At 72.6% G+C, this 16,320-nt stretch carries 15 protein-coding genes, 2 tRNA genes and 1 pseudogene; 11 read left to right on the plus strand and 7 right to left on the minus strand.

Features of this window, described 5'->3' with window-relative positions; genetic code table 11:
* The first annotated feature begins 106 nt into the window (after window positions 1–106).
* The 4 genes from ACFYM6_RS27860 to ACFYM6_RS27875 all read left to right on the plus strand — a co-directional run bounded on the left by ACFYM6_RS27860 (window position 107) and on the right by ACFYM6_RS27875 (window position 3,099).
* Window positions 107–706, plus strand: coding sequence for a disulfide bond formation protein DsbA (locus ACFYM6_RS27860; protein ID WP_387280242.1), 600 nt, complete (start codon window positions 107–109; stop codon window positions 704–706).
* Between the two features lie 164 nt (window positions 707–870).
* The gene (locus ACFYM6_RS27865) at window positions 871–1,257 is read left to right on the plus strand and encodes a hypothetical protein (protein WP_387280187.1); all 387 of its coding nucleotides are present in this window, start codon (window positions 871–873) and stop codon (window positions 1,255–1,257) included.
* A 99-nt stretch (window positions 1,258–1,356) separates the two neighbouring features.
* Window positions 1,357–2,556, plus strand: a complete 1,200-nt coding sequence (locus tag ACFYM6_RS27870) for a DUF1015 family protein (RefSeq protein WP_387280189.1) — start codon at window positions 1,357–1,359, stop codon at window positions 2,554–2,556.
* A gap of 72 nt (window positions 2,557–2,628) precedes the next feature.
* Window positions 2,629–3,099 (plus strand): ribose-5-phosphate isomerase, encoded by a 471-nt coding sequence (locus ACFYM6_RS27875; RefSeq protein ID WP_357441028.1) that lies wholly within the window; start codon window positions 2,629–2,631, stop codon window positions 3,097–3,099.
* 3 nt (window positions 3,100–3,102) lie between these two features.
* Here the strand turns inward: ACFYM6_RS27875 and ACFYM6_RS27880 are convergent.
* Together ACFYM6_RS27880 and ACFYM6_RS27885 are read right to left on the minus strand one after the other, a co-directional pair.
* Window positions 3,103–3,315 (minus strand): annotated as a pseudogene (locus ACFYM6_RS27880) (hypothetical protein); the annotation flags it as partial.
* 415 nt (window positions 3,316–3,730) lie between these two features.
* Window positions 3,731–4,951 carry a GNAT family N-acetyltransferase gene (locus ACFYM6_RS27885; RefSeq protein ID WP_387280191.1) on the minus strand — a complete coding sequence of 407 codons (1,221 nt, stop codon included), beginning with the start codon at window positions 4,949–4,951 and terminating at the stop codon, window positions 3,731–3,733.
* A 99-nt stretch (window positions 4,952–5,050) separates the two neighbouring features.
* On the opposite strand from ACFYM6_RS27885, the gene ACFYM6_RS27890 reads away from it, so the two are divergent.
* A complete protein-coding gene (locus ACFYM6_RS27890; RefSeq protein ID WP_387280193.1) occupies window positions 5,051–5,590 on the plus strand; it encodes a hypothetical protein in 540 nt (179 codons plus the stop codon).
* Between the two features lie 166 nt (window positions 5,591–5,756).
* On the opposite strand, the gene ACFYM6_RS27895 is transcribed toward ACFYM6_RS27890, so the two are convergent.
* The 4 genes from ACFYM6_RS27895 to ACFYM6_RS27910 all read right to left on the minus strand — a co-directional run bounded on the left by ACFYM6_RS27895 (window position 5,757) and on the right by ACFYM6_RS27910 (window position 9,801).
* Window positions 5,757–8,720, minus strand: coding sequence for an Hsp70 family protein (locus tag ACFYM6_RS27895; RefSeq protein WP_387280195.1), 2,964 nt, complete (start codon window positions 8,718–8,720; stop codon window positions 5,757–5,759).
* A 142-nt stretch (window positions 8,721–8,862) separates the two neighbouring features.
* Window positions 8,863–9,132, minus strand: coding sequence for a LuxR C-terminal-related transcriptional regulator (locus ACFYM6_RS27900; RefSeq protein ID WP_387280196.1), 270 nt, complete (start codon window positions 9,130–9,132; stop codon window positions 8,863–8,865).
* Between the two features lie 19 nt (window positions 9,133–9,151).
* Entirely contained in the window at window positions 9,152–9,514 is a 363-nt protein-coding gene (locus tag ACFYM6_RS27905) for a VOC family protein (RefSeq protein ID WP_387280198.1), read from the minus strand.
* 213 nt (window positions 9,515–9,727) lie between these two features.
* Window positions 9,728–9,801 (minus strand) — tRNA-Gly (locus tag ACFYM6_RS27910).
* Between the two features lie 272 nt (window positions 9,802–10,073).
* Between ACFYM6_RS27910 and ACFYM6_RS27915 the strand changes: the two genes are divergently transcribed.
* From ACFYM6_RS27915 to ACFYM6_RS27940, 6 genes are all read left to right on the plus strand, one after another.
* A tRNA-Pro gene (locus tag ACFYM6_RS27915) sits at window positions 10,074–10,147 on the plus strand.
* 146 nt (window positions 10,148–10,293) lie between these two features.
* Window positions 10,294–11,640: a trigger factor gene (gene tig / locus ACFYM6_RS27920; RefSeq protein ID WP_387280200.1), complete on the plus strand. Its 1,347-nt coding sequence runs from the start codon at window positions 10,294–10,296 to the stop codon at window positions 11,638–11,640.
* Between the two features lie 173 nt (window positions 11,641–11,813).
* On the plus strand, window positions 11,814–12,455 hold the full coding sequence (locus tag ACFYM6_RS27925; protein ID WP_387280202.1) for an ATP-dependent Clp protease proteolytic subunit: 642 nt from the start codon (window positions 11,814–11,816) through the stop codon (window positions 12,453–12,455).
* A gap of 14 nt (window positions 12,456–12,469) precedes the next feature.
* Entirely contained in the window at window positions 12,470–13,132 is a 663-nt protein-coding gene (locus tag ACFYM6_RS27930; RefSeq protein WP_073836589.1) for an ATP-dependent Clp protease proteolytic subunit, read from the plus strand.
* Between the two features lie 210 nt (window positions 13,133–13,342).
* Entirely contained in the window at window positions 13,343–14,638 is a 1,296-nt protein-coding gene (gene clpX / locus ACFYM6_RS27935) for an ATP-dependent Clp protease ATP-binding subunit ClpX (protein WP_073836588.1), read from the plus strand.
* 68 nt (window positions 14,639–14,706) lie between these two features.
* A complete protein-coding gene (locus ACFYM6_RS27940) occupies window positions 14,707–15,504 on the plus strand; it encodes a carbon-nitrogen hydrolase family protein (RefSeq protein ID WP_387280205.1) in 798 nt (265 codons plus the stop codon).
* Window positions 15,505–15,510: 6 nt separating this feature from the next.
* On the opposite strand, the gene ACFYM6_RS27945 is transcribed toward ACFYM6_RS27940, so the two are convergent.
* On the minus strand, window positions 15,511–15,738 hold the full coding sequence (locus ACFYM6_RS27945) for a hypothetical protein (protein ID WP_387280207.1): 228 nt from the start codon (window positions 15,736–15,738) through the stop codon (window positions 15,511–15,513).
* Window positions 15,739–16,320 lie beyond the last annotated feature (582 nt).

A 16,320-nucleotide genomic window follows, 5' to 3' on the forward strand; every position in this document is an offset into this window, starting at 1 on the left:
GCACCGGTCGATGCCGCCCGGGGTGAGGATCGGGGGGAGGGCGCCGGAGTTCCGGCGTGCGAAGTCGTGAAGGGATATCACCGTGACCGAACGTGCCGCCGTGGACATGTGGTTCGACCCGCTGTGCCCGTGGGCCTGGATCACCTCCCGCTGGCTGCTGGAGGTCGAGCAGGTCCGGGAGGTGGACATCCAGTTCCACGTGATGAGCCTCTCCGTGCTCAACGAGGGCCGGGACCTGCCCGAGCAGTACCAGGACCTGATGAAGCAGGGCTGGGGCCCGGTGCGGGTCTGCATCGCCGTCGAGCAGGCCCACGGCGGGGAGACGCTGGCGAAGCTCTACACGGCCATGGGCACCCGGATCCACCTCGGCAAGGAGCCGCTCGGCCGGGAGATGCTGGTCGGCGCGCTGACCGACGTCGGGCTGGACCCGGCGCTCGCCGACGCCGCCGAGACGACCGCGTACGACGAGGCGCTGCGGGCCAGCCACGAGGCGGGCATGCGGCCGGTCGGCACCGAGGTCGGCACCCCGGTGATCCACGCCCCCGGCCCGGACGGCGGCCAGGTCGCCTTCTTCGGCCCGGTGATCACTCCGGCCCCGAAGGGCGAGGCGGCCGGCCGGCTCTGGGACGGCGTGCTGCTGGTCGCCGGCACTCCCGGCTTCTACGAGCTCAAGCGGACCCGGGAGCTCGGCCCGATCTTCGACTGAGGTGTGGACGGGCCTCCGGTCGACGCTTCGGTGGAGCGGGGCCCTTCCGGACAGCGCGCGACCCCGCGGCGCCGGCGTCACCCCGGCGGCGCGGGGTTCGTTTCATCAGGTGTCCCAGCCGGCGGCCCGCGGGGCCGCACCCCGGCAGCTCCTGGAGGCGTTCCATGGGTAAGCACCGCCACCTGTCCGACGACGCGCCGGTGCCGGCGACCGAGGACTCCGGTGCGACGTACTGGTCCGTGGCCGAAGGCGACTGGCCGGCCGTCCGGCCGACCCTGCCGCCCGAGATGGTGGACCTGCTGGCCCCGCCGATCGTGGTCGGCGTCGCCCGGGTGGTGGCCACCTCCCGGATGACCCCGCCCACCGACGCCGCCCTGCCGCCCGGGGCCGCCGGTCCGGTCCGGTCCGGCGCCGCGGCCGGCCGGCCCGCGCCGGGCGCGACGACGGTACGCCTCGCCTCCTCCGCCGCGTCCCGGCCGGCCACCCCGGCACCGGGCCGTCGGCCGGTCCCCGGCCGGCACCGCAGCGCCGGCGCCGACCGCACCGCCTGACGGCTGTCAACAAGCGGCGCCTACGCCACTCCTTTCACCTGATGGAAGCGGCGAGGGTCCGGCACGGCGCGGTGGGTGGCGCGGGTAGCGTCAGCGGGCATGACGGTCGTGCATCCGATCGCCCGGGCCTGGATCACCACTGGCGGCACCGGCGCGCAGAACTACGACGAGTTCGCCGACGACGCGGAGATCACCGCCATCGTCGAGGCGAATCCGCACAGTGCTCTCGGCATCGAGATGCCCCACCGGGCACCGGGCAGCATCGGGAAGCCCTTCCTCGACGCGCTCCCCGACGCGGTGGCCCGCCTCGCCGAGGCCAAGGCGGACGGCAGCTACACCCCGGCCGAGCAGGTCGTGGTGCTCTACCGGATCAGCGCACCCGGCGATGAGCCCGCGTACGGGCTGTTCGCCATGGTCGACACCGACCAGATCTCCACCCGGGCCGACGAGCCCGGTCTGGTGATCCGCAACGAGGACGTCTTCATCGCCAAGGTGCGGGAGCGGGTGGCCCTGGCCGAGGCGCTGGGCCACCTGCTCTCGCCCGTACTCCTGCTGCAGACCGGGCGGGGTGACGAGCTGCACGCCGCCCTCGCGGCGGCGACCGAGGTGGCGGGCGCGCCCGCCGCGACCGACGTCGACCAGGCCGGGCGGACGCACGCGATCTGGCTGGTCGGCCCCGGCCCCGAGCAGGACGAGCTGACCGCCCTCGCCGGCGGCGGGGAGCTGGTGGTCGCGGACGGCAACCACCGCAGCCTGGCCGCGCAGACCGGCGGCCTGCCCCGCTTCCTCTCGGTGATCACGACGCCCGCCTCGGTCGCCATCCAGCCCTACAACCGGCTGGTCAGCGAGCTGACCAGCACCCCGGAGGAACTGGTCGACCGGCTGCGCGCCGCCGGCGCCGAGGTCAGCCCGATCGACGGCCCGGTCGAGGTCCCGGCGGCCGGTGGCACCGTCCGCCTCTATCTCGCCGGCCAGGGGTACGCGGTCAGCCTGCCGCAGGTCGGGGGCGGCCGGCTGGAGAACCTGGACCACGCGCTGGTCGAGCGGCTGCTGCTGCGCGACGCCCTCGGCCTCGACCCGGGCGACAAGCGGATCACCTACGTGGGCGGCGACTACCCGGCGAGCTGGCTCACCGGCGAGGTGGACGCCGGCCGGGCCGAGCTGGCCGTCCTGATCGCCCCGGTGACCGTGGACGACTTCGTCGCGGTGAACCTGGCCCGGGAGAAGATGCCGCGCAAGAGCACCTGGTTCACCCCGAAGGCGCGCGCCGGCCTGGTCGTGGCCGAGCTGCCGCGCTGATCCTGTGACGAATTCGCCTCCGTGCCGCCGCCCGCGCGGCGGCACGGAGGCCGGCCTGACAGACTGCGCGGTATGCGCGTCTACCTGGGATCCGATCACGCCGGCTTCGAGCTGAAGGGGCACCTGGCCAACCACCTGGCCAAGCAGGGGTACGAGGTCGTCGACGTGGGCCCGCACGGCTACGACCCGGACGACGACTACCCCGCGTTCTGCCTGCACACCGGCGACCGGGTGGTCAACGACCCGGGCAGCCTCGGGGTGGTCATCGGTGGCTCCGGCAACGGCGAGCAGATCGCCGCCAACAAGATCGCCGGCGTCCGGGCCGCCCTCGCCTGGAGCATCGACACCGCCCAGCTGGCGCGGGAGCACAACGACGCCAACATCATCGCCGTCGGGGCCCGCCAGCACACCCTGGACGAGGCGACCGCCCTGGTGGAGGCGTTCCTGACCACGCCGTTCTCGGGCAACCCGCGGCACGCCCGCCGGATCACCCAGGTGGCCGCGTACGAGCAGACCCGCGAACTGCCCGACCTGCCCGCCTGACGGCTAGCGGTTCGCGCGGGGAAGTTCCTCGCGGGGCACCCAGTTGCGCCGGACGATCACGACGCGGGCCTCCGCCTCGGCCAGGTCCGCGTCGGTCGGCCGGGCGGCGTCCCGCGCCCGCAGCGCGGCGGTCAGGCTCACCTGCGAGGAGCCCGAGCCGACCAGGCCGCGCAACCCCCGCTCACCCTCCTCGGCGGGGCCGCCGCGGCGTCCCCGGGGCTCCGACGACTCGAGCTCGGCGTGTCTGGCGCCGCGCCGCGACCTGGAGCCGTCGTCCGCCAACTCCAGCTCGGCGCGTCTGACGCCGCGCCGCGACCTGGAGACGTCGTCGTCGTGCACCGCGGCCGTGGTGGCGGTCGGCCCGTCTGCGAAGGTGCCGGCGGGCTCATGCCTGCCGGCCCGCCCGGCGGCGCCTTCGCCGTCCGGCGCCCCGGCCTCGCCGTGGTGCCGCAACCGGCGGCGTCGCCGCTCCGCATCACCCATCACCCGACCGTACCGTCCCACCGCTGATCGCGCCCGCCCACGCCCGGCCACCCGGAGCTGGCGATCATGGAGTTGGCGGTGGCGAAACCGGGCGAATTGCGCGGTCAACCTCATGATCGACGTGGGCGGCGGGCTCAGCGGCGGAGACTCAGAAGACCTCCATCGGGGCCGGGGCACGGTGCCAGCCGAAGGCCGGGGCCACCTCGGCCACGGCGCCCGGCACCAGTTCGCGGACCCGGCCGGCGGCGGCGAGCGCCCCGAGCCCGGACCCGCCCAGGTACAGCTCGCCGAGGACGCGGACGTCGCAGCCGAGCCGGGCGGGTGCGTCGCTCGCCGCGCACTGGGCCCCGGTCGGACCGCCGACCAGCCGCCAGCGGCCGGTGTTCTCCGGCAGCAGGTCGTCGGTCACCTCGAACACCACGTCCACGTCGACGGCGTACCGGCGGGCGGCCAGCGCGGCCGGGACGTCCACGACGCGTAGCCACAGAGCGTCGGAGACGTGGGCGCCGAGCTGCCGAGGCTCGTTCACCAGCCACAGCAGCGGCTCGTCCACGGCGGCCCGGTCGAACGACAGGCGCCGGGTCAGGTCGATCGACAGCAGTAGCCGCCACAGCGCCTGGTACGCCGTCGGGTTCCCGGCCACCACCTCGTCGACCCGGACCTCGCCGCGCGGGCCGGTCCGGTCCCACTCCTCCTTCGTCCGGTACAGCGCGTACCCGTCCAGACCGTCGCGCCCCTCGTGCAGCAGCACCCGACGCTCGGTCGCGCCGCCCCGCAGGTCCGTCACGTCGGCGAGCACGTACGCCCACCAGCGCTCGTCCCGCCGCGACCAGCCGGGGCGGTCGGCGCGGACCCGCTCGTACAGCCGGGCCAGCTCGGCCTGGTGCGCGGCCGGCCGGTCCAGGCGGAGCGTGCCCTCGACGGACGCCGGTTCCGGCAGCCGCAGTTCGCTGGTGTCGCAGCTCAGCGTGTACCGCTGCGCGGCCAGGCCGTAGCCGAAGCGGGGATAGATGCGACCCTCGCTGGCCCACAGCACCGCGACCGGCTCGCGGCCGGCATCGCGGATCTCGCGGAGCTGTCGGCGCATCAGCCCGGTGAGCAGGCCCCGGCGGCGGTGGGTCGGGGCGACCGAGACCATCGTCACGTGCGCCGCCGGCACGGTCGCGCCCGGCACGGTCAGCTCGCGGCTGAACGCGCCGGCGTGCGCCACGGCGGCGCCGCCGTCGCGGACCAGCAGGGCGCGCTCCGGCTCGAAGATGGGCCGCTCGATTTCCCGCAGCTCGGGGTCCACCCCGCCGTGGAAGGCGAGGGCCAGCAGCCCGGCGATCTCGTCGAAGTCCTCGTCCCGGGGCACTACAGCGTCGATCATCGGAACTGTCTAACCCATCACCTTCGGGGTCGGCGACCGATTTGCCGGCTCGCTACCCTCGGAACCGTGGCCGGCGTCGGTCGAGGGGGAGGACACGAGATGGCGGACCAGACACAGCCGTGGGCCGAGCGCACCGTGGAGGTGCCGCCGCAGCCCGGTGTCGGGGTGGTGCCACCGCAGCGGGACGCGTTCCGGCGCGGGGTGGCCGCGGTGGGGCAGCCGAGCAGGCCGCGGACCGAGCAGTTCTCCACCGTCGATCCGACGGCGGGTTGGTCCGGTGACTCCGCCCCGCGCCGCCCCCTGAGCTGGCATCTGGCCCAGCTGCGCCGGGGCGGCGAGTGGAGCGCGGCCGGCGCCCTGTTCGCCTTCGTCTGCTGGGGGATCTGGGCGATCTCCGGCCGGGGCGATCTCGGTGCCCCGTTGCTCACCTTCGTGCTCAGCCTGCTCACGGCCGTCGGCCTCTTCGCGCTCGCCCGCCTGCTCGGCCGGGTGGTCTGGGAGCGGCAGCTGGGCCGGGTACGCCGCAGCGCACGCGGAGCCCACCTGGTGACGGCGATGTTCCTGGCCGGTGTCGGGGTCGCCTACCTCCAGCAGACCGAGTGGGTGGTGGCGGCCTGGAACTGGGTCAGCGGCAACTGATCCGCCGTGACCGCGGGCGGGTCGGCGTTCCGCCGCCCGCCCGCAGGCCCCGGTCGCGGGATGCCGCGACGCCGGTCGTCACTCCACCAGGACGGGGTCGCCTTACCCCGCTTTGCCCGGTTCATCCGTCGCCCGGTGGGCTGAGCCGTCCAGCGACCCGGGCGGGTCAGTCCGTGAACCGGTACAGCACGAAGTCCTTCTCGGCACCGCAGGCGAGCACCTCGGCGTTCCACGAGCAGGACTCGCTGCGCACCTCCTTGAGCAGCCCCATCTCGAGCGGGCCGTCGGCGCTCACCGACATCCCGGCCACGCTGCGGTCGTCCGCCACGCTGCTCGGCGTCTTCGCGAAGAGCAGCACGTTCCCGGCGTCGATCCGCCCGGCCACCCCGTCCCGGTCCCGCAGCACCGCCGTGCCCTCCGGGTCGAAGAGGGTGACCGCGGCCTGCGGGGAGTCGCGCCGGACGAGCAGGTGCTCGCCGAGCGGTACCAGCCCGTCCGCCTTCGGGGCCGGCCAGTGGCGGGTGACCTTCCCCTCGGTGACCGCCACCACCTCCGTCCCGTCGGCTCCGGAGTCCGGCACCTCCAGCAGGCAGGCCCGGTGCTCGCCGCAGGTGACCAGCGCCTTCGCCCGGCGCCGCTCGTCCGGGGCGGTGTAGAGCACCACCGGCTCGCCGAGACTGCCCAGGTCGTAGGCGAGCAGCCGGTAGCCGCGGGTGTCCTCGATGACGTACAGCCGGTCGTCGCGCGCCGCCACCAGGTCGTCGACGTCGGCGACGTTGCCCCGGCTGCGCATCTCCCCGCTGTCCATGTTGATGACCCGCACCGACCGGTCCGCCCCCACCTGGACGAGCCGGGTCGCGCCCCCGAGCCACGGCGCCCGCGGCGATCCGTCGAGGTACGCGGGCCCGCCGAGCGCCTCGCCCGTGCCGACGGGCACCACCGCGGTGCGGGCGTCGCCGTACTCGTTGCGCGGGTTGTCGTGCTTCCACTTCTCCTGACCGTTGTCGAGCCGCAGCCCGACCAGCCGGCCACCGGTCCGGTCCAGCCAGACCGCCGTCTCCTTGGTGAAGTACAGGGCGTCGTCGCCCCGGATGGTCAACCGCCAGCGCTGGTTGCCTGAGCCGGCGTCGAGCACCACCAGGTCACGGGAGGTGCTGGCACCGGAGGCGTCGGCGAGCACGGCGACCGCGCCGGGCAGCGCCTGCACGGCCTGCCACCGGTCCGCCGCCACCGGGGTCGGCTTGCGCCACCGCTCGTCGCCGGTGGCCGCGTCGACCGCCACCACCTCCAGCCGGTTGTCCGCGCCCGGATACGCCAGGTAGGCCCGGTCGGCCAGCACCGAGGTGAACATCGCCGCCGGTCGCTCGCTGCCCGCCTCGGGCCGGGCGATCAACTTCGGGGTACGGAACTCCAGCGCCGGGTAGGGGTCCCGGAGCGCCCACAGCACCGCCGCGGCCACCACACCGATCACCACGAGGCCGGCGCCGACCGCGATCCAGAGAGCCCGCCGGCCCCGTCCCGGCCGGGCCGCGCCGACCTCCGGCGCGGGCGATACCGGCGGCTCCCCGCCGGGTGTCCCCGGCAGCCCCCTGCCGGAGGGAGCGAAACCGCTCCGACCGGGGACGGCCGGGGGTGGCCCGGCACCGGCGTACCCGGACGGAGCCGGGGCGCCCGCGTACCCGGGCAGCGTCGGCGCGTCGTCGACCAGGGTGCCGTGCGGGGCGGGGACCGGCACCGTGGTCGCCGGGAGCGCGCCCCCGGGCGCCGCGCCCTCCGGCAGCGTGCCGTGCGGTCCGGCGGCCGGCGGCGTGCTCTGGGGCAGCGTGTCGGGCGGCCCGGCGGGTGCGGGCCCGGTGGGGGCCGTCGGCGCGCTCTCGGGTCGGGTGCCGTGCGGGCCGGCGGGTGCGGGCCCGGCCGGCGCCGGGGCGCTCTGGGGCGGCGCACCGTGCGGGCCGGCGGGCACCGCCGGTGGCGTCCCGGCTGCCGCCCGGCGGGGCAGCGGAAGGTCCGTCAGCGCGCCCTCGGCGACCGGCAGCTCGGGCTGTTCCAGGACGGTCGGGGCGACCCCCAGGTCGGCGTGCAGCATCCGGGCCACCAGCGGCACCCGGGACGACCCGCCGACAAGGAAGAGGCCGGCGAGCTGCCCGGGAACGAGCCCCGCGGCGGCGATCACGTCCCGGGTCTCGGCCACCGCCCGGGCCAGCAGGGGAGTGGCGAGCAGTTCCAGATCCTCCCGGGTCAGTCGGGCGGCCGCCTCCACCCCGGGTACGGCCACCGGCGCGACCATGGCCCGGGAGAGCATCTCCTTCGCGCCACGGACGTGGTCCCAGAGTTGATGCCGGTCCCGCCACTCCGCGGTGGTCGTCGCGCTGGTCAGGCGCGCCCACGCGGCCGGGTGCACCGGGCCGACCAACTCGCCGAGCCGGCCGACCAGGGCGGCGTCCAGGTCCAGACCGCCGAGATCGGCGACGCCGCCGCTGGCGACCAGGGCGAATCCCGAGTCGCCCCAGGGGTCGGCGCCCTCGTTGCGCAGCACCGCCACGTCGAGGGTGCCGCCGCCGAAGTCGAACACCGCGACGGCTCCCCCGACCGGCACCGGCCGGCGCAGCACCTGGGCGTAGTAACGGGCGGCGGCCACCGGCTCGCGCAGCAGGCGGGTGCCGGGCGTGATCGGACCGGTCAGGGTGTGCTCGGCGGCCGGCGGCCAGCCGGCCAGCGCGAGCGCGTCGTGCAGCACCTGCCGGCGGGGCGCCGCCCAGGCCGCCGGGTGGGTGACCACCGCGGGCGGGAGGAAACCCACCGCGGCCACGGCGGCGTCCGCCACCGTCCGCAACGTCGTCGCCAGCAGCTCCGCCGGCCGGTACGCCCGGCCGCCCAGCTCGACCGTCTCCTCGGCCACCCGGCGCTTGGGGTTCGGCTCGTACCCGGCCGGGTCGGCCTGGGCCAGCCGTTGCGCGTCCCGTCCCACGTGGAACCGTCCGCCGGAGTCGACGTAGACGCCGGAGGGGAGGATCGGGTGTCCGTCCACGAGCAACGGGCGGCTCCGCCCGTCCGGCCAGCGCAGCACCGCAACCGTGTTCGAGGTGCCGAGGTCGACGCCGAGGGCGAACCCGTCCTGCTGGCCTGACATCCGTGGCTACCTCCACCCGACGCGGGGATGTCCGGCCCCGCATCGTACGCAGCCCCCGCCGCCCGGCTCATCCGCCGGTCGGGACGGTCGAACCGGGTCCTGGCCGATCACGGTGCGCAGCCGGTACGCCGTACCGGGCCGCTCAACTGCCGAGGCCGGCCTCCCGGGCCCGGACGATCGCCTCGGGGCGGTCGGCCACCTGCAGCTTTGCGAACACGTTGGAGACGTTGTTGCGTACCGTCTTGGGGGGCAGGTACAGCGCGGCGGCGATCTGCGCGTTGGAACGACCGGCGGCCAGCAGCTCCAGGATCTCCCGCTCACGCGCCGTGAGCTGCGGAAACGGCACCTGCGCGGAGGCCGCGCCGGCAGTGAAGAACTCGGCGATCCGGCGGGCCAGCGGGGCGCCGAACACCGCGCCGACTCATGGGTCGTCAGCTCTTGTGGGTGAGGACGTTGATGACCCTGCCGTTGGGGTCACGCATGAAGAAGCGTCGGACTCCCCATGGTTCGTCGGTGAGCGGGTGCACGATCTCAGCGCCGGCGTTCCGGGCGGCCTGATGCGCGGCATCGACATCATCGACCTCCACGGACACGTCGGGGATGACCGGTGCGGTGGCGTCGTGGGTCATGAGGCTCAGCTGAGCTCCCGGGTTGGCGCGATCGCTGAGGGTGACGATCCAGCCCATGTCCATGACGACCTCGAAGCCAAGTACCTCGACGTAGAAGGCGGTGGCCGCCGCGATGTCCTCGGTTGCCAGGTCGGGCATTGTGCGCTTTATGGTCATGAGGGCCATGCTGCCGCACGGCAGCCTCGTCGACCAGGAGTGCCTCGTCGTGTCCGGCTGGCACTGCCGGAAGCACGGGCCACCCGAGCTACCGGCTGGGCAACAAGGCCCGGTGCCGCCCCGAGCCCGGATGGGGCACCGAATGGCACGCAAGATCAAAGATGGGGGAGATATGGAAGGCCCAGGTGCCGCGATCATGCGGTCCACCTGGGCCTTTGCGGGTGGAGCGGGCGACGGGAATCGAACCCGCACCGTCAGTTTGGAAGACTGAAGCTCTGCCATTGAGCTACGCCCGCATGCACCCCGCTGCGGCGGGGCGCGCCCGACAGCCTACCGAATCCCGGAACCGGACGCGCAGCCCCGTACCGCGCGTCGCTGGTCGCTCGGCGTCAAGATCCTCACTACTTCCCCGAAAGCGGCCCCTCGCCGCCCCGAGAGACCACTCTTTCCCCGAAACTGCTGCCTCCCCGCAAACCCGGCGCGCGCCTTGCGTCGTCCCGGCGTGTTGGGCTGGCGCGGCCCCGGTGCGGGTCCGGGGGGCGCGGACGGCATACACTTCTCGTCGCCACGGGGTGTGGCGCAGCTTGGTAGCGCACTCGCTTTGGGAGCGAGGGGCCGTGGGTTCAAATCCCGCCACCCCGACTGTACGTTCGCGGCCCGGTCGTCCGGGAACCGCCGATTTTTCCGCGCGGCACCCCGGGCGCTGCCGATGCCGCAGGCCGGCTCGCCTACACTCGATGCGCGTAATCACGCCCAGACTCAACTGAGATCCGTCAAGGAGTACGCCTGTGAAGAGCACCGTCGAGACTCTGAGCCCGACGCGCGTGCGGCTCGCCATCGAGGTGCCGTTCGTCGAGCTCGAGCCGAGCCTCAAGAAGGCGTACCGGGAGATCGGGCAGCAGGTCCAGGTTCCCGGCTTCCGTCGGGGCAAGGTTCCCCCGCGGGTGATCGACCAGCGGGTGGGCCGGGGCACCGTCCTCAACGAGGCGGTGCAGGAGGCGATCCCGCAGAACATCCTCGCCGCGGTCCGCGAGCACGACCTGAAGACCCTCGGTCGCCCGGAGGTCGAGATCACCGAGTTCGCCGACGGCGACTCGCTCAACTTCACCGCCGAGGTCGACGTCCGCCCGGAGATCACCCTGCCGGACCCGGCGTCCATCGAGGTGACCGTGGACGAGATCCAGGTCGCCGACAGCGAGATCGACGAGCAGGTCAACGGCCTGCGTGAGCGGTTCGCCACGCTGAAGACCGTCGAGCGGGCCGCCCAGGAGGGCGACTACGTCCAGATCGACCTGAACGCCACCGTCGACGGCGAGGAGGTGCCGGGCGGCTCGGCGAGCAACATCTCGCACGAGGTCGGCAGCAAGCAGCTCCTGCCGGGCCTGGACGAGGCCCTGGTCGGCCTGGCCGCCGGCGAGAGCACCACCTTCTCCACGCAGCTGGTGGGCGGCGACTACGCCGGCCGTGACGCCGACGTGGCGGTGACCGTCCGCACGGTCAAGGAGAAGGAGCTGCCGGAGCTCAACGACGACTTCGCCCAGCTGGCCAGCGAGTTTGACACCATCGAGGAGCTGCGCAACGACCTCCGCGAGCGGGTGAGCCGGGGCAAGCAGGTCGAGCAGATCTACGCCGCCCGGGACAAGGCCCTCGAGCAGATGGTGGCCACCGCCGAGGTGCCGGCCCCGGAGGGTGTCGTCCGCGAGGAGGTCGAGAGCCGCAAGGCCGCGATGGTCGACCAGCTCGAACGCATCGGCGCCTCCCTCGAGGAATACCTCGCCGCCGAGGAGAAGACCGAGGAGCAGATCGACACCGAGCTCAACGAGGCGGCGACCGAGGGCGTCAAGATCCAGCTCCTGCTGGACACCCTGGCCGACGCCGAGGACGTCCAGGTCTCCGACGACGAGTTCGGCCACGAGATCGTCCACCGCGCCCAGCGCGCCGGCATGGCCCCGCAGCAGTACTACGACCAGCTGGTCCGCTCCGGCGCCGCGGCGGCCGTCTTCGGCGACGTCCGCCGGGGCAAGGCGCTCGCCGCCGTGATGGAGAAGATCAAGATCAAGGACTCGGCGGGCAACGAGGTCACCCTGGACGCGCTCCGCGCCCAGAACGAGGCCGAGCACAACCACGAGCACTGATCGCCGGGTGTCGGCCGCCGTCCCTCATTGCACGCTGGACGGCGGCCGAAACCCTTTTCGGGTACGCCCTCCGGGGCAGCTGCGCTGAGAGCGAACAGTGCCCCGACCGGGAGTACGCCCCCCGGCTGAGCGGTTAGTGTCGGGTACGACGGTACGGAGAGCGAAGGGCTGCCATGACCGACATGCACATCCCAGCGAAGCCGCTCCGGGCGCTCGATGCCCGCGGTGGTGACTCAATTGGCAACCTCGACGACTCGGTCTACAACCGGTTGCTCAAGGAGCGGATCATCTTCCTGGGCAGCGAGGTGACCGACCAGGTCGCCAACCGCATCTGCGCGCAGCTGCTGCTGCTCGCCGCGGAGGACCCGGACCGCGACATCAACCTCTGGATCAACTCGCCGGGTGGCTCGGTCTACTCCGGCATGGCCATCTACGACACCATGCAGTTCATCGACAACGACGTGTCGACCGTGGCGATGGGCATGGCGGCCTCGATGGGCCAGCTGCTGCTCTGCGCGGGCACCAAGGGCAAGCGGTACGCCCTGCCGCACGCGCGGATCATGATGCACCAGCCGTCGGGTGGTATGGGCGGTACGGCCGCCGACATCGCGATCCAGGCCGAGCAGATGCTCTACACCAAGCGGATGTTCCAGGAGCGGGTCGCGTTCCACACCGGCCGGAACGCGGCGGAGATCGAGGCGGACTCGGACCGCGACCGCTGGTTCACGGCCCAGGAGGCCATGGACTACGGCTTCATCGACAAGGTGATCACCGGAGCCGCCCAGGTTCCGGAAGGCGCCGGGACCCTGAGCTGACCGAGGAGCTGACGATGACCGACCTGAGCCTGCCGCCCCAGTTCGCGGCCGTGCACAACCGCTACGTTCTGCCGTCGTTCGTCGAGCGCACGTCGTACGGGATGAAGGAGTCCAACCCGTACAACAAGCTCTTCGAGGACCGGATCATCTTCCTCGGCGTGCAGGTGGACGACGCCTCGGCAAACGACGTGATGGCCCAGCTGCTGACGCTCGAGGGCACCGACCCGGATCGCGACATCATCATGTACATCAACTCGCCCGGCGGCTCCTTCACCGCCATGACGGCGATCTACGACACCATGCAGTACGTCCGCCCGGACATCCAGACCGTCTGCCTAGGCCAGGCGGCCAGCGCGGCGGCCGTGCTGCTCTCCGCCGGCACCCCGGGCAAGCGGATGGCGCTGCCCAACTCCCGGATCATCATCCACCAGCCGGCCACCGAGGGCGGCTACGGCCAGGGCTCGGACATCGAGATCCAGGCCCGGGAGATCCTGCGGATGCGGACGCAGCTGGAGACGATGCTGTCCCAGCACTGCAACCGCCCGGTCGACCAGGTCCGCAAGGACATCGACCGTGACAAGATCATGACGGCCGAAGAGGCCAAGGAGTACGGGCTGGTCGACACGATCCTGACCAGCCGCAAGAAGGGTCTGCTGGCGGCGCACGCCGCGAGCTGAGCTCTGCCGGATCGGAGGTCGGCCGGGGCATCGGTCCTGGCCGACCTCTGACACACCCGTTTTGGGGGTCGGAGAAACCTCCGGCAGCGGGTAACGTCGGGTCTGTACCGCTTCGCTGGTGCGGACCGGCGAATGGGACGACAGACGGACGGGCGGCAGGCCCGCAGGTCAGGGCCGGCGCTCCGGCCGACGAGTGCAGGGAGAACGTAGGTGGCACGGATCGGTGACGGCGGCGACCTACTGAAGTGCTCCTTCTGCGGCAAGTCGCAGAAGCAGGTCAAGAAGCTCATCGCGGGCCCGGGCGTCTACATCTGCGACGAGTGCATCGATCTCTGCAACGAGATCATCGAGGAGGAGTTGGCCGAGTCCGGCGAGGTGAAGTGGGAAGAGCTTCCCAAGCCGATGGAGATCTGCCAGTTCCTCGACAACTACGTCGTCGGTCAGGAGCAGGCCAAGAAGGCGCTCGCCGTCGCGGTCTACAACCACTACAAGCGGATCCAGGCCGAGGCGGCCGGCGCGCCCGGCTCCGGCAACGACGGCGTGGAGCTGGCCAAGTCCAACATCCTGCTGCTCGGTCCCACCGGCTGCGGCAAGACCCACCTGGCGCAGACCCTGGCCCGGATGCTCAACGTCCCGTTCGCGATCGCCGACGCCACCGCCCTCACCGAGGCGGGATACGTCGGCGAGGACGTGGAGAACATCCTCCTCAAGCTGATCCAGGCGGCCGACTACGACATCAAGCGCGCCGAGACCGGGATCATCTACATCGACGAGGTCGACAAGATCGCTCGTAAGTCGGAGAACCCGTCGATCACCCGGGACGTCTCCGGCGAGGGCGTGCAGCAGGCGCTGCTGAAGATGCTCGAAGGCACGGTGGCCAACGTGCCGCCGCAGGGCGGGCGGAAACACCCGCACCAGGAGTTCATCCAGATCGACACCACCAACGTGCTGTTCATCTGCGGCGGTGCCTTCGCCGGCCTCGACCAGATCATCGAGGCCCGCACCGGCTCCGGCGGCACCGGCTTCGGCGCCCGGCTCCGATCGGTCTCCGATCGGTCGACCGACGACATTTTCAGCCAGGTCATGCCGGAGGACATGCTCAAGTTCGGGCTGATCCCCGAGTTCATCGGCCGGCTCCCGGTGATCACCAACGTGCGCAGCCTCGACCGGTCGGCCCTGGTGCGGATCCTCACCGAGCCGCGCAACGCCCTGGTCCGGCAGTACCAGCGCCTCTTCGAGCTGGACGGCGTGGAGCTGGAGTTCGAGCAGCCGGCGCTGGAGGCGATCGCCGACCAGGCCATGCTCCGCGGCACCGGCGCCCGCGGCCTGCGGGCGATCATGGAAGAGGTCCTGCTCTCCGTGATGTACGAGGTGCCGAGCAACCCCGACGCCGCCCGGGTGCTGATCACCCGCGAGGTGGTGCTGGAGAACGTCAACCCGACCATCGTGCCCCGCGAGTTCACCGGTCGCCGGGCTCGTCGGGATCGCGAGGAGAAGTCCGCCTGACCGTCAGCACCGGGGCGCTGCTCGGCTGAGCCCTGTCGCCGACCGCGCGCCGCCCGTACGCTGAGCCTATGCGCGTCGCCGTCTGCCAGCTCAACGCCCGCGACGACCGTGCGGCGAACCTGGCCGCCGCCGAGGCCCTGCTGGTCAGGGCCGCGGCGGCCGGGGCCGACCTCGCCGTCCTCCCCGAGTACGTCGACTATCTGGGCGTGGCCGAGCGGATGCCGCCGGCCGAGCCGGTCGACGGCGTGGTGGGGGAGTTCTTCGCGGGGGTCGCCCGACGGCTGGGCATGTGGGTGATCGCCGGCTCGTTCCACGAGGCCGGACCGGACCCGGACCACACCTGGAACACCTCGCTGGTCTTCGACCGCACCGGTGCGCTCGCCGCCAGCTACCGCAAGATCCACCTGTACGACGTGGAGATTCCGGGCCGGGTCTCCTACCTGGAGTCCGCGACGGTGGCTCCGGGCGACCAGCCGGTGGTGGTCGACGTCGACGGCGTCCGCGTCGGCCTCTCGATCTGCTACGACCTGCGCTTCCCCGAGCTCTACCGGCACCTGGCCACGGACGGCGGTGCCTCGCTCCTGGTCGTGCCCGCCGCGTTCATGATGCACACCGGCCGGGACCACTGGGAGGTCCTGCTGCGGGCGCGGGCGATCGAGAATCAGTGCTTCGTCGCCGCCGCCGGCCAGACCGGTGACCACGATCCGGGGCGGACCTGCTTCGGACGCAGCATGGTGGTGGACCCGTGGGGGACGGTGCTCAGCCAGGTCCCGGACGGCCCCGGCCTCGCCGTCACTGAGCTGGACCTCGACCGGCTGCGGAAGATCCGCGCCGAGCTGCCCAGCCTCGCCAACCGCCGGCTGTGAGCCCGGTCAGCTCTCCAGCAGCACACCGATCACGGTGAAGCCGGCGATCGCCGCAGCGGTGATCAGCAGTGCCGTGGTCATCCGGGAGCGGCCGCGTCTGGCCAGCCGCCCCACCGACGCCGCGACGACGAAGACCACGAGGGCGGCGATGACGAGCTGCCAGAACGGCAGCAGCAGGCCGAGCAGGGTGTCTGCGGCGAGCGTCGCCACCGGGATCCGGGACACGTCATCCATGCCAGACACTCTGGCACGGTTGTGCCCTCCGTGGTCCTCCTCGATGCCTCCGGTCGGCCATCCGGTGCTGTGGCGCCCGCCGGAAACGCAGTGACAGACGTTGATTTGCCTTCTCGGGGCCGTCCGCGTAACTTTCTCTCTGCACGCGGGAGGCCGGACAAACCGGCCGACAGCGGGCGCCAGGCTCGTGGCGGAGACGCCGAGCGAGACTGGGGATCCGGGTGGTGCGAGGCGCTCCGAAAACACGGGGTTGCGATCGCGAAGCCGACCGGGTAGAGTGCGAAGGCCGGCAGGGAGCCGGGCGGGTGATCGCGAAAGCGATGCCGGCCGGTCCGCCGGGACCCACGACAGCAACGACCGCCGGGTACGGCGTGCGTCGGCGTGGATCGGACCGAACCAAGCTGATCACCTCGGAGACGAGGTTGACTGCGCGGAACGGCTCGGGTAGAGTGGAGAGGTTGCCCCGGACAGGGTCCTGCGAGATGCAGGGTTGCTGGATGGTGTGTGGTTGTTCTTTGAGAACTCAACAGGGTGCTTGATAAGCCAGTGCCAAATTGATTTATACCCCGGATTGGTCAGGCC

It is taken from the genome of Micromonospora sp. NPDC006431, from assembly GCF_042870725.1.
Lineage (GTDB): Bacteria > Actinomycetota > Actinomycetes > Mycobacteriales > Micromonosporaceae > Micromonospora.